The 12,035-nt window shown below is 62.7% G+C and carries 13 protein-coding genes and 1 pseudogene; 6 read left to right on the forward strand and 8 right to left on the reverse strand.

The features are described from left to right. Positions 1-36: 36 nt before the first annotated feature. A pseudogene (locus NKJ72_RS14870) lies at positions 37-165 on the forward strand (hypothetical protein); the annotation flags it as partial. Positions 166-169: 4 nt separating this feature from the next. Continuing rightward, complete coding sequence (locus NKJ72_RS14875; RefSeq protein WP_352477786.1) at positions 170-364, forward strand: hypothetical protein; 195 nt, start codon at positions 170-172, stop codon at positions 362-364. Positions 365-369: 5 nt separating this feature from the next. On the opposite strand, the gene NKJ72_RS14880 is transcribed toward NKJ72_RS14875, so the two are convergent. Next, on the reverse strand, positions 370-660 hold the full coding sequence (locus NKJ72_RS14880) for an HlyU family transcriptional regulator (RefSeq protein ID WP_023678291.1): 291 nt from the start codon (positions 658-660) through the stop codon (positions 370-372). A gap of 114 nt (positions 661-774) precedes the next feature. Beyond that, positions 775-1,455, reverse strand: a complete 681-nt coding sequence (locus NKJ72_RS14885) for a PadR family transcriptional regulator (RefSeq protein WP_352477788.1) — start codon at positions 1,453-1,455, stop codon at positions 775-777. A gap of 174 nt (positions 1,456-1,629) precedes the next feature. On the opposite strand from NKJ72_RS14885, the gene NKJ72_RS14890 reads away from it, so the two are divergent. Then, positions 1,630-1,827: a hypothetical protein gene (locus NKJ72_RS14890; RefSeq protein WP_352477790.1), complete on the forward strand. Its 198-nt coding sequence runs from the start codon at positions 1,630-1,632 to the stop codon at positions 1,825-1,827. A 45-nt stretch (positions 1,828-1,872) separates the two neighbouring features. Here the strand turns inward: NKJ72_RS14890 and NKJ72_RS14895 are convergent, their stop codons facing one another. The 5 genes from NKJ72_RS14895 to NKJ72_RS14915 form a co-directional block, all read right to left on the reverse strand. Further along, entirely contained in the window at positions 1,873-2,253 is a 381-nt protein-coding gene (locus NKJ72_RS14895; protein ID WP_352477792.1) for a thiol-disulfide oxidoreductase DCC family protein, read from the reverse strand. A gap of 107 nt (positions 2,254-2,360) precedes the next feature. After that, positions 2,361-2,654 (reverse strand): GYD domain-containing protein, encoded by a 294-nt coding sequence (locus NKJ72_RS14900; RefSeq protein WP_352450720.1) that lies wholly within the window; start codon positions 2,652-2,654, stop codon positions 2,361-2,363. Positions 2,655-2,861: 207 nt separating this feature from the next. Then, the gene (gene rpoD, locus NKJ72_RS14905) at positions 2,862-4,883 is read right to left on the reverse strand and encodes an RNA polymerase sigma factor RpoD (protein WP_352477794.1); all 2,022 of its coding nucleotides are present in this window, start codon (positions 4,881-4,883) and stop codon (positions 2,862-2,864) included. Between the two features lie 375 nt (positions 4,884-5,258). Beyond that, positions 5,259-7,220 carry a DNA primase gene (gene dnaG, locus NKJ72_RS14910; RefSeq protein ID WP_352477796.1) on the reverse strand — a complete coding sequence of 654 codons (1,962 nt, stop codon included), beginning with the start codon at positions 7,218-7,220 and terminating at the stop codon, positions 5,259-5,261. 156 nt (positions 7,221-7,376) lie between these two features. Then, positions 7,377-7,760, reverse strand: a complete 384-nt coding sequence (locus NKJ72_RS14915) for an RcnB family protein (RefSeq protein WP_352477798.1) — start codon at positions 7,758-7,760, stop codon at positions 7,377-7,379. Between the two features lie 378 nt (positions 7,761-8,138). Between NKJ72_RS14915 and NKJ72_RS14920 the strand changes: the two genes are divergently transcribed. From NKJ72_RS14920 to NKJ72_RS14930, 3 genes are all read left to right on the forward strand, one after another. After that, a complete protein-coding gene (locus NKJ72_RS14920; protein WP_352477800.1) occupies positions 8,139-9,803 on the forward strand; it encodes a Na/Pi cotransporter family protein in 1,665 nt (554 codons plus the stop codon). Between the two features lie 135 nt (positions 9,804-9,938). Continuing rightward, positions 9,939-10,148, forward strand: a complete 210-nt coding sequence (locus tag NKJ72_RS14925; protein ID WP_023678301.1) for a DUF2061 domain-containing protein — start codon at positions 9,939-9,941, stop codon at positions 10,146-10,148. A gap of 128 nt (positions 10,149-10,276) precedes the next feature. Next, complete coding sequence (locus tag NKJ72_RS14930; protein WP_352478090.1) at positions 10,277-11,458, forward strand: MFS transporter; 1,182 nt, start codon at positions 10,277-10,279, stop codon at positions 11,456-11,458. Positions 11,459-11,460: 2 nt separating this feature from the next. Here the strand turns inward: NKJ72_RS14930 and NKJ72_RS14935 are convergent, their stop codons facing one another. Beyond that, positions 11,461-12,018, reverse strand: coding sequence for a GNAT family N-acetyltransferase (locus tag NKJ72_RS14935; RefSeq protein WP_352477802.1), 558 nt, complete (start codon positions 12,016-12,018; stop codon positions 11,461-11,463). Positions 12,019-12,035: the final 17 nt, after the last annotated feature.

Consider the following 12,035-nt stretch of genomic DNA (forward strand, 5'->3'; position numbering starts at 1 on the left):
ACAAGAGCAGGCGCCCGGCGCCTGCCCTTGTTGTCGTTGGCGACAACCTATTGTGGTGGGCCACACAACTGCCATTGGTTATTCGTCAGCCGTGGCAAGAAGGGGCTCATCCAGCCGGCGCTGAAGGTCCGCGGCCCGGAATATTTGCGCATCATCTATGGTCCCGAATATGACGCGCCCAACAATCTCGTGCGCCTCCGAGAACGCGGCCTGGCCGGCAAGCGCAGCCTTGGCGCTCAGAGAGTTCGCGCTTGGCCACGAAGCGCTAACGCGATTTGTCGCCAAGCAGCCGCTACGGGTTCACGAGTGTGTCTTCGCCGTGCTGGCGTTGGAAAGCGGGCCAATCGACCCAAGGCTGTCGTAGCCGATCTACCCGAAGATCTTTTCGCCTTGCTCGTCGACCAGTTGGATGCCCTTTTTGATCGAGATGTCGACAGCGTCGTCAAGCCCGGCAAAGCGGTCGGCGCGGATGAATTTGTGCTCCTTCATCACGCCGTCGATCTCCTTCGAAACCACGCCGCAGGTCTGGTACTGGCCCTCCGCCTTGTAGGGCGTGGCGCTGATCAAAAAGCCCTTGTGCTCGATCTGCTTTGCCGGCGCCGCTGTCTTTGGCTCGGCGGCTTCGTTGCCTCCGCCGAAAAGACGCTTCAGAAAAGACATGGGGGTATCCTCCAACGGCAATCATCCTGCACCACATAGCGCGGTGCAGGATGATTTTCAGTACCGGTCCTTGGCCGAGCGGGCAAGGGCCGCAACTGGCTTGGCACTCAGAGGTCAGTCGCGCGACAACGCTTCCAAGGCCTCTGCGGCAGCTTCCAATATGCTGATTGCCTCGGCCTGCTTTGCTTCAGGCGCATCGACGATTTCGCCGAGCGCGGCGCGCAGCCGGTGGCGCACGGCGCGAAACTTGTCGCGCTTTTCCGAGCGGCCGCGGCCGCGCCGGCCACCGTCGCCGTCATCGTTCCAGCCGAACCAGTCGCGCGCCTTTGCCATCTTGCGGCCGAAGCGCTCGAGATGTTCGAGCACGTGGTCGATCATCTCGCGATTTTCGTTGAGGTGCGCCTGCCCAGCCTCGGTGATTGAAAACACCTTCTTGTTGCCGTCCGCCGCAGAAACGGCGTAGCCGGCCTCTTCCAGGAAGGTCAGCGTCGGGTAGACCACGCCGGGGCTCGGGCTGTAGAAGCCGCTGGTGCGCTCCTCCAGCGCCTTGATGATGTCGTAGCCGTGCCGCGGCGCCTCGGCCAGAAGCGACAGCGTGATCAGCTTGAGGTCGCCGTCGGCCAGCATGCGCCCGGCGCGGAACATGTCGCCCGGCCCGCCGCGTCCGCCTCTCGTGCCATGCCCGAACGGGCCGAAGCCGCCGCCGCGTCCGCCGAACTTGCCGGCCATATGCATGAAAACGCGCTCGGCGTGTTCGCCAAAACGATCACCCCCGAAATGACTGTCTTTGTGCATTGTTTGCTCCTTGAGTTATGTCTTAAGATATATCTCAACTACGTATTCACAGCGGCGGAGTCAAGATATATCTTACGATGTATCTGAAGATAAGCGCCAGCAGGATTGGTTTTCGCCGGCAAGGGCGGTTAGGAAGCGCGCGAGGGGCCGAAGGCCACTCCCCAGGCGTCTAACGTGAAGCAACGCATCCACCCCCGTTCCGGGCAGTTACGCCGAAGACCGGCGAATGGATGCAAAGGTGACGAACCGGATGCTTCGGCGAAATCCCAGACGAATGTGAAAACCTCGCGCAGAAAGCTGCCTCCGACGCTGCTGCTGGTGCTGCCTGCGGTGCGCCGCATCGTCGGCTGGCTTCGCGACCCCGCGGCTTGATAGCGGGGCATGCGAAACGCTCGGTGCGGGAGGAATGGATACCTGTTACCAGCGGCCTTTGCGCCGGTTCCAGGCATAGAGCAGATCGGCGAAACGATCATAGGCATAGCGCGTCAACGGCAGTGCGGCGGGATTGCCGAACAGCGTCGCCAACCAGCCCTCGCCCGGCGTTATCAGCCACACCGCAACTGCAACATCGGCGCCGACCAGCAATTTGCCACCGGCGTCGGTCGCATGCAGCCGACGCCGGATATCCTCCAGCCCTATGCCGTAGCGGGCCAACGCCGTCGGTTCGGTATTGATGTCGCGAAATTCGATCCGACCGGCCTTGACCGCCTCGATCAGCCGCCGTTTCTGCCGGCTGATGCCGGCATCACAGACCGGACAGCGCGTATTATACCAGACGGTCAGCAGAGGCTTGCTCATGTTTCGAAACGGCACCAGAGGGGCGCGCACCGACTATCCGGCAAACGCCATTGCGCCGCAACGCAACACGACAGCCGCGAAATGGCCGGCTAGGCCTGGAGCGCAACTTACCCGAGCGAGGTGATGATCTCGCGATAGGCATCCTCCGGGAAAGCCTTGAGTGTCCGCGTCCTGACGTTTCCGGCCGTCGCCAGCATCAGCGAGAAACGAGCCAGGACGGCATCGTCGGGCGCTTCGAGCACGGCCACCATGTCGCAATCCCCCATGGTGAGATAAAATGCCTTGAAGGACCCGCCCATGTCGCCCAGCAGCTTCTTGGCGGCATCGAGCCGCTTCGGCGATTCGCGCACGTTTTTGGCGCCTTGCTCCGTCCAGTTGATCAGCACGATGTAAGTTGTCATGGCACACCTCCCTCCGGTGCCACGGAGCGCGGCGTCCAACCGCCGGGGCGGGCATCCGGGTTTGTCGCCCAGAGAATGCGTCCGTCGCGGAATTATCCTCTCGTAGTGCACGACCCGCAAGAGCGGCGCGTTCAATCGTGATCGCCTGTGCCCAAACGGAAAAGGGCGCCACCGGCGCCCTTGAAACTGCTTCTCCGTCACCCGGCCTCAGCTGTCGAGGAAGCTCCGCAGCTTGCGCGACCGGCTCGGGTGTTTGAGCTTGCGCAGCGCCTTGGCTTCGATCTGGCGGATGCGCTCGCGGGTGACCGAGAATTGCTGGCCGACCTCTTCAAGCGTGTGGTCGGTGTTCATGCCGATGCCGAAGCGCATTCTGAGCACGCGCTCTTCGCGCGGCGTCAGCGAGGCCAATACACGCGTCGTCGTCTCGCGCAAATTGGCCTGGATCGCCGCGTCAATCGGCAGGATCGCCATCTTGTCCTCGATGAAGTCGCCGAGATGCGAATCCTCCTCGTCGCCGACCGGCGTTTCGAGCGAGATCGGCTCCTTGGCGATCTTCAGCACCTTGCGCACTTTTTCCAGCGGCATGGCGAGCTTTTCCGCCAGCTCTTCCGGCGTCGGCTCACGGCCGATCTCATGCAGCATCTGGCGCGAGGTGCGCACGATTTTGTTGATCGTTTCGATCATGTGCACCGGAATGCGGATGGTGCGCGCCTGGTCGGCGATAGAACGGGTGATCGCCTGCCGGATCCACCACGTCGCGTAGGTCGAGAACTTGTAGCCGCGGCGGTATTCGAATTTGTCGACCGCCTTCATCAGGCCGATATTGCCCTCCTGGATCAGATCGAGGAACTGCAGGCCGCGATTGGTGTATTTCTTGGCGATGGAAATGACGAGGCGCAGATTGGCCTCGACCATTTCCTTCTTGGCGATCGCGGCTTCGCGCTCGCCCTTCTGCACCTGGTTGACGATCTTGCGGAATTCCTGGATCGAAATCGCCGTCTCGGTGGCGAGGTTCTGGATCTCGGCGCGCAGGTCGCGGATGGCGTCCTTCTCGTTCTTGGTGAATTCCTTCCAGCCGCGTGAAGTCAAATTGCCGATCGAGCGAGTCCAGTTGGGATCGAGCTCCGAGCCCTGATATTCTTTGAGGAATTCCTCGCGGCGCACACCATAGCTTTCGGCCAGCCTGAGCAGCTTGCCTTCGTTCTGCACCAAGCGCTTGTTGATGTCGTAGAGCTGCTCGACCAGCGCCTCGATGCGCGCCGTGTTCAAGGACAGCGACTTCACCGCCTTGATCAGTTGGTCCTTCAATTCCTTCAGCCGGCGGTCCTGACTGGGCGACAGCGTGCCGGCGGCAGCCAGCCGGTTCTCGACCTGCTGGTCCTGCAGCTTGCGCAGTTTCTTGTAGGTGTCGGCAATGACGTCGAGCGTCTCCATCACCTGCGGGCGCAGTTCGGCTTCCATCGCCGCAAGCGACAGGCTCGCCTCGTCATCGTCTTCCTCGTCATCGTCCACCAGGCCACGGGTGTCGCCGCCGACGTTGGTGACGTCGTCCTCGTCCTCGCGCGAACGGCGCGACTTTTCCTCGGTCTTGGCTTCCTCGATACGCTCGACAACCGGCGCCTGCTTGGCCTCCGGCCCGGCATAGGTCGCCTCGAGGTCGATGATCTCGCGCAGCAGGATCTTCGATTCGTTGAGCTCGTCACGCCAGATGATGATGGCCTGGAAGGTCAGCGGGCTTTCGCACAGGCCCGCGATCATCGTCTCGCGGCCGGCCTCGATGCGCTTGGCGATCGCGATTTCGCCCTCGCGCGACAGAAGCTCGACTGAGCCCATCTCGCGCAGATACATGCGGACCGGATCGTCGGTGCGGTCGGTCGGCTCTTTCTTGGTCGTGGTGGCGGCGACGGCGGTGCCGGTCTGCTCGGCGAGTTCGTTCGCGTCTTCCTCGGCGTCAGCGGCAGTATCGGCGGCTTCGGGCTCCTCGCCCTGCTCGTCGTCCTCGACCACGTTGATGCCCATGTCGGAAAGCATGGCCATCGTGTCCTCGATCTGCTCGGAGGTCACTTCCTCCGAGGGCAGCACCGAATTCAGCTCGTCCATGGTGACATAGCCGCGCTTCTTGGCGGCCTTGATCATCTTCTTGACAGCATCGTCGGAAAGGTCGAGCAGAGGGCCATCGGTCGCGGCCTCGCGTTCGGTCTCGACTTCTTCCTTTTCCTTTGTCGCCATAGTCTTTATTTTCTCCAAGCGGCTGAGTATCAAAGCCGCGTAAGCTGCCGGTCCGGTCAAAATGGATGCGCTCTTTCCAGAACGCGCTTTACCGGGCCAGTAACTGCATCTCTCGTTAAGTCCAGATTAACCCTGATATCTGTGGCAAGCAGACTGCCTGTCCAGTGATCAGTACCTTACATCGCTGCATTCCCGTCGATGCCGGGGCGGGTTAACGTTTCGAATCGACCTGATTCCGCCATTCTGCCGGAAGGTCAAGCGCCTCTCGCATGATTCGCATGAAAAAAGCGAATCAATTACCCGACTTAGAGCACCGCACGCTTGATTCCAACGCGCAAGCACGTCCTTACATTTCAGTCTTCTGGAGGCTTCGATCTAAACGCGCCCAGCTCTGCCCGACGATACGCCAAACCCTTCGATCAGCGCTTCCGTTGCCTGCACATCACGAAATTGCGCCTGGATTTCGACCAGGTGCCGGTAATTTTCGTCCGTGGGATCGCTGGCGAGCGCTGCTTCCGCCTGCTTCAGCTCCTTATGTAAGGTGCGCGCGCTGCGCTGCAAGTGGAGAGCTTGGCTGAACGCATCACGAGCATCGTCGAGTGCTGCCGTTTCCAGCGCCGGCCATTGCCGCGCACGTTTGATCAGCGCCACCGCGCGCTGCCAGATCTCACCACAGCCGGCCCGCTCGATCGTCGCGATTACAGCCTCGCGGTTGTTGGCCATATCGTGCGCCATGGCGTCGAGGATGGCCGCGTGCAGCCGCTTCAGATCGGAATTGGCGAGATCGAGGAACTCGACATGGGCGAAATTCTCGTCGATCAGCACGGGATGGTTGACGAGGGCCGTAATGATCGTCGCCTCGCGCACCGACATGCCCTCGCCGCCGCGTTTGACCAGCGCCGAGCGGCCGAGGCTTTCGGTGATCGCGGTGCGCCCACCGGCACCGCCGCCACGTGCAAACTGTCCGCCGGGTGCTGAGACCCTGCCCGGGAAGCGCTCACCGGGCCGTCCGTCCTGACGTCCCCGGCGTCCGCGCTGGGCACCGAAGAAGCTCTGCACGCGCTCGCGCATTTCCTGTTGGTAGTGATAGCGAAGGCTCTCGTCGCGGATGCGGCTGGTCAGTTCGCGCAGCGTCTTTTCGAGCTCCGCCCGCCGTTCCGGCGTATCGAAGATGCCGCCGGCGGTCTCGCGCATCCACAAGAGGTCGGCCAGCGGCCGCGCCTCGGAAAGCACGGCGCGGAACGCATCCGGTCCGTCACCCTTGACCAGATCGTCGGGATCCTTGCCCTCCGGCAGCAGGGCGAAGCGCACGGAGCGGCCCGCCTGGACCGCCGGCAGCGCCATGTCGGCGGCGCGCCATGCTGCCTTCAGCCCGGCCTGGTCGCCGTCGAAGCACAGCACCGGCTCGCCGGCCATGCGCCACAGAAGTTCGAGCTGGTTTTCAGTCAATGCGGTGCCGAGCGGCGCCACCACGTTCTCGAAGCCGGCCTGCGCCAGCGCGATCACATCCATGTAGCCCTCTACGGCAATGACCGTGCCGCCCTTGGCCAGCGCTCCCTTTCCGAGCGCTTGGCGCGCACGGGCGAAATTGTAGAGCACGTTGCCCTTGTGGAAGAGCTCCGTATCGGGCGAGTTCATGTATTTGGCCAGCGCATCCGGCGCCAGTGCCCGCCCGCCGAAGGCGATGATCTTGCCCCTGGAATCCGGGATCGGGAACATGATGCGGTCGCGAAACCAATCATAGGAAACCGGCACGTCGTCGCCATGTCGCACCAGCCCGCACGCCTCGATGTCGGCCTTGGGGACACCCTTGGCGGCAAGGTGCTCCTTCAGCGCGTTGCGGCTGTCGGGGGCATAGCCGAGGCGGAAAGACTGCTGCGTCGCCGGTGTCAGCCCCCGGTCGCGCAGGTAGGCGCGGGCCTTTGCCCCTTCCGGTCCCTGCAGCCGTTCCTGGAAGAACACCGTCGCCATCTCCATGACATCGGTCAGGCTGGCGCGTTCCTTTTCGCGCCGTTCCTCATCGGCATCGCGAACCGGCATCGGCACGCCGGCCATGTCGGCGATCTTCTCGACGGCCTCGGGAAAGCTTATCCCATCGAGTTCGGTCAAAAACTTGAAATGGTCGCCCGAAACCGAGCAGCCGAAACAGTGATAACGGCCCTTCTTGTCCTCGCAATGGAAGGACGGGCTCTTCTCGCCATGGAACGGACAGCACGCCCAATAATCGCCACGCGGCGCGTTGGTCTTCTTCCTGTCCCACGCGACGCGCTGGCCGATCACCGAAGAAATCGGTACGCGGTCGCGTATCTCGTCGAGGAAAGCAGGCGGAAAGCGCATGGGGACAGCTCGTTTGGCCTTCATATAATCACACGGGCGAAGCCCGACGACTCGTAATGGCGACCATACCCGGTTTTCACAGGTCAAAAAGAGAAGGCGGCCCGCGGACCGCCTTCTTGATCTAAACCGGCGCAGCGCCGGTCAGCCGTTCCGCGCTCACTGCGCGGCGATGGCACCGAAGATCAGGCCGGAGAGAACGCTGACCAGCAGATAGTCGTTACCGACCCGGATCCATTCCTGACCGGGACCCGGACGGCGCAGGCCATAGTGGCGATAGTGGCGGATCGGCTGGTGACGCTTCCAGCTCGAATATCTCTGGCCGTTGCGCCAATGGCTGCGTCTCACGACGATCTTCTTCTTCACTATGACGCGCTTGGTCACGTCGACATGCTTGTTCACATGCCTGCCGGGCTTCTGCCAGTCGACCTGGTTGTAGTTCGACTGCGGCGCGTTTGGTGTGTTCAGTGGTGCAGCCTGGCCCTGCAAGGCGGTTGCAGCCAGCATCGAGAAGGCAATGGCGGAAAGAACGATACGTTTCATGGCGGGTAGTCCTTGGTTGTCGATGCCTCCGGAATAGAGCCGGAAGGATGAACCGAGACTGAATGCATAGATTACGTTTTCGCAATGATTTCTTATATTTAGCACGACTAATTCAGCGATACCTTTAAAGCGACCGCCCGAGAATGGACGCATGACCCTCCGCAACCTCGCAGGCTATGCAACCATTTTGTCAGCCATCCATTTCCGACACGCCCCGTCGCGTGCCAACACGCGTCCGAACCGGGCAAAATTTATTATTCGGCTAAAATAAATCGGAGTAGTATCAACCTCTGCAATGTCCACGATTCGCGCCCGCGTTTGCCCCTTCGACTTCACCGCGCCCGCGTCGCCGGCGCCTGTGGCGTTGCGGGGCCTGGCATGAGTGGCTCCGTCGTTTTGCTGCACCTTGCCGGTGCGGTGGCACTGATGCTGTTTGCCACCCGTTTGGTGAAGACCGGCGTCGAGCGCGCCTATGGCGACGTGCTGCGCCACAAACTGCGCGCTACCATGCGCAATCCCTTCATGGCGGTTCTGGCCGGCTGCGGCCTGGCTGTCGCACTGCAAAGCTCGACCGCCGTCACCTTGCTGGTCGGCTCATTCGCCGGCTCCGGTATTGTCAGCGGCATGTCGGGCCAGCTTGCGGTGCGCGGTGCCGAGATCGGCTCGGCGCTGGTGGTCAAGCTGCTTACCTTTGATCTGTCGCTGCTGGTGCCGGTCTGCCTGGTCGCCGGCACCGTCATGTTCATGGCCACCGAGCGGCGCGACTGGCGCCAGTTCGGCCGCATCCTGGTCGGCATCGGCCTGCTGCTTTTGTCGCTGGAGATGATCGGCCAGGCGTCGGAGCCGCTGCGCCAGAGCACGCTGATGCCCCTCATCGTCAATTACTTCTCCGGCGATCCGGTCACCGCCTATCTTCTGGCAGCGTTGGTCACCTGGCTGTTCCATTCCTCGATTGCCGCGGTGCTGCTGATGGTGACGCTCGCCGGCCGCGGTTTCATCCCGCCCGAACTCGGCATCGTGCTGGTGCTCGGCGTCAATCTCGGCTCTTCGATCATCGCGCCGCTTCTAACCCGCAACGCAGAGCCCGGCGTTCGCATCGTGCCGATCGGGAATCTCCTGATGCGCGGCATGGGTTCGCTGATCATGCTGATCCTGTTCCTGACGTTCAAGCCGCCAGTCGCTTTCTTGGGCAGCACCGTGCCCGAGCAGATCGTCAATGCCCACATCGCCTTCAACATCTTGATCCTGATCGCCGGCGTGCCGCTGGCGCGCCTGGTCTATCGCGCCTCGGAAAAGATCGTGGCGCTGGGCACCAAGCCGCAGCCCGCCAACGCGCTCGACGTCGTTGAGCTTTCCGCGCTCAACGAAAGTGCGCTCGACGTGCCGAGCCAGGCATTAGCCAACGCCACCCGCGAGGTGGTGCGGGTCTGCGAAACGGTCGAGATCATGCTGAAACGGATCATCGAGCTCTATGAGAGCGCCGATGCCGACAAGATTGGCGCGCTGGCCGCACTCGACGACCGTGTCGACAGAAAGCACGCGGCAATCAAGCTCTATCTGGCCAGGGTCACCAAGAACCCGCTGAGCGAGGACGAGGCCCTGCGTTGCCAGGAGCTGATCGGCGCCTGCGTCAAGCTGGAGCAGGTCGGCGACATCATTGTGCGCAACATGCTGGTCCACGTGAAGAAGAAATTCGAGCGCGGGCTGGAGTTTACGCCGGAAGGATGGCGTGAGCTTTGCGCCTTCCATGCCTCGGTGCTTGCCAATGCCAGGCTTGCCTTCAACGTGCTGGTATCTCGCGATCCGGAGACCGCTCGCCAGTTGGTGCTGGAAAAGGACCGGCTGCGCGACCGCGAGAAGGAAACCAGCCAGAGCCATTTCGTGCGGCTGCGCGACGGCACCGCCAAGAGTGTCGAGACCAGTTCCATCCATCTCGACACCATTCGGGACCTCAAGCAGATCAACTCGCTGCTCGCCTCGATGGCCTATCCCGTGCTTGAGGAGCGCGGTCTGCTCACCGGTTCGCGGCTGAAGGCTGGATAGATTGCGTCCACAGGCCAGGTAGCTTAAGAACATCGCCTATGAAAATTGCTGTGGGCTAATGCGCAAAAATTATCTTTGCGCGTTTTCCCGTCTGTCGGCTAAAGGATCGTCCCATATCTACCGGGAGGAAAGTCGATGGACACCCATTCTCGCAGTTTCGCCAAGGCGCTTTCCTGGCGCGTCACCGGCACCATCGACACGATGATCATCTCGCTCGTCGTGACCGGAAGCATCAAGCTCGCCGCGGCCATCGGCCTGACCGAGGTCGTCACCAAGTCGCTGCTCTATTATCTTCACGAACGGGCGTGGCTGAAAATTCCTTACGGGAGGAAGGCAGCCGCCTAGCTCTTGCCTCCGCGGCGGGCGCCAGACCGGCGATCAAGAAAAGCTAAAGCGGCGTCGACAATTTCTGGATTGCCCGCTGCCCTCATCCGTGGTTTGAGGCCAGCTTGTCCGAGGATCTCCTTCGCGCCATGCTGCCCCTCGTTGCCCTGTTCATAGCTGCCTTCGCCTTCGGCACCACCGAATTCGTCATCGCCGGCGTGCTGCCGCAGGTGGCGGATGGCCTTGGCGTCGCGATTCCGACCGCCGGCTATCTCGTTTCCGGCTATGCCGGCGGCATTGCAGTCGGCGGCCCGCTGCTGGCGCTCGCCACCAAAAGGTTCTCCCGCAAGGCCCTGCTGCTTGGACTGACTGCAGCCTTCACCATCGGCCAGGCCGCCTGCGCGCTGGCGCCCGACTTCGCCTCGATGCTGCTGTTGCGGATAGCGGTGGCCGTGGCGCATGGCGCCTATTTCGGCGTTGCCATGGTGGTGGCCGTCGGCCTCGTGCGCGAAGATCAGCGCGGCATGGCGGTGGCGCTGATCCTGTCCGGCCTCACCGTATCGAACGTCATCGGCGTTCCGGCCGGCACGGCAATCGGCAACATCTGGGGATGGCGTGCGACATTCTGGGTGATGTGCGCGCTCGGTGTGGTGGCCTTCGCGGCAATCGGCGCCCTGCTGCCGCGCAAGACGGGATCGTCGAGCCCGTCAGTGAGCCTTGGAAGCGAGGTCCGCGTGCTCGCACGCCAGCAGGTCTGGACCTCGCTCATTATCATGCTGATGCTGATGATCGGCCAGTTCGGCCTGTTCACCTACATCACGCCTACGCTGCTTGAGGTCACAGGCCTCGACGAGAAATGGATACCATGGGTGCTCTTGCTCAACGGGGTCGGCGCAACGATCGGCGTCTTCGTCGGCGGGCGGCTCGCCGACTGGAAGCTGATGCCGTCGCTCATCGCCATGCTTTTCCTGCAGGCGGTGATGCTCGCCTTGATCCATGCCGTCAGTTCTTACCCACTGCCGATGGTGATAGCGATCTTCGTCTGGGGCGGCCTCAACTTCGCTATCGGCACGCCGATCCAGACCCGCATACTGACCTGGACCGCGGACGCCTCCAATCTTGCCTCGTCGCTCATTCCGTCGGGCTTCAATGTCGGCATCGCGCTCGCCGCATCGCTCGGCGCGGCCATGCTCAATGCCGGCTATGGCTATCGCAGCCTGCCGGTGGTTGGCGCGGTCGCCATGCTGATCGCGGTCGCGGTTGCGCTTGCCTCGCATGTCTGGGAATGGCGAAGCCGGGCTGCGCCGCCGCTGCCGGCTGCCGCCGAATAGGGCTACAGATCGATCCGGTAGCGCAGGCTTTCCGCGCCGCCATAGGCGGCGTCCTCGAAGAAACGCCCGACGAGCCGGCCGCCATTGGCCAGAGCGACCTTCTGCGAGGGCACATTGTGAGGCTTGCAGGTGATTTCGACGAAGGGCAGGCCAACAGCCCTCGCCTCCACCAGCATCAGCCGCAGCGCCTCGGTCGCATAGCCGCGTCCCCGTTTCCACGGCACCACCGCATAGCCGACGTGGCCGAGCACATGCGACGGCAGCGCCGCGGTGCCGTGCTGCCAGCGCAAGCCGATTGAGCCTGCGACTTCCCCGTCCCAGATCCAGCGCCGGAATCCGGGCAGCCGCGGCACCGTCGAACCGTCGGGCAAGGTGATCGGCGGTCCCTTGCCATCGGAATCGTCGAGATCGCCAAGGAAAGTCGCTGGATCCTTTTCGATAGCCGCAAGCTGCTCGCGCGTCGCGTCGAGCAGCCGCACGTTGTCCGGCGACCAGCCGCGCTCGAGAGCCGCCTTGTAGGACGGCAGGTGTTCAAGCGCCGGTTTGACGAGTTCGATCACGGGCGCGAGCTTTTGGC

It is taken from the genome of Mesorhizobium sp. M0045 (assembly GCF_040323385.1).
Taxonomy (GTDB): Bacteria; Pseudomonadota; Alphaproteobacteria; order Rhizobiales; family Rhizobiaceae; genus Mesorhizobium.

Coding starts and splice junctions, on each gene's coding strand:
- NKJ72_RS14875 (WP_352477786.1), top strand. CDS start 170: ATGACGCGCCCAACAATCTCGTGCGCCTCCGAGAACGCGGCCTGGCCG.
- NKJ72_RS14880 (WP_023678291.1), bottom strand. CDS start 660: ATGTCTTTTCTGAAGCGTCTTTTCGGCGGAGGCAACGAAGCCGCCGAG.
- NKJ72_RS14885 (WP_352477788.1), bottom strand. CDS start 1,455: ATGCACAAAGACAGTCATTTCGGGGGTGATCGTTTTGGCGAACACGCC.
- NKJ72_RS14895 (WP_352477792.1), bottom strand. CDS start 2,253: ATGAGCAAGCCTCTGCTGACCGTCTGGTATAATACGCGCTGTCCGGTC.
- NKJ72_RS14900 (WP_352450720.1), bottom strand. CDS start 2,654: ATGACAACTTACATCGTGCTGATCAACTGGACGGAGCAAGGCGCCAAA.
- rpoD (WP_352477794.1), bottom strand. CDS start 4,883: ATGGCGACAAAGGAAAAGGAAGAAGTCGAGACCGAACGCGAGGCCGCG.
- dnaG (WP_352477796.1), bottom strand. CDS start 7,220: ATGCGCTTTCCGCCTGCTTTCCTCGACGAGATACGCGACCGCGTACCG.
- NKJ72_RS14915 (WP_352477798.1), bottom strand. CDS start 7,760: ATGAAACGTATCGTTCTTTCCGCCATTGCCTTCTCGATGCTGGCTGCA.
- NKJ72_RS14920 (WP_352477800.1), top strand. CDS start 8,139: ATGAGTGGCTCCGTCGTTTTGCTGCACCTTGCCGGTGCGGTGGCACTG.
- NKJ72_RS14925 (WP_023678301.1), top strand. CDS start 9,939: ATGGACACCCATTCTCGCAGTTTCGCCAAGGCGCTTTCCTGGCGCGTC.
- NKJ72_RS14930 (WP_352478090.1), top strand. CDS start 10,277: ATGCTGCCCCTCGTTGCCCTGTTCATAGCTGCCTTCGCCTTCGGCACC.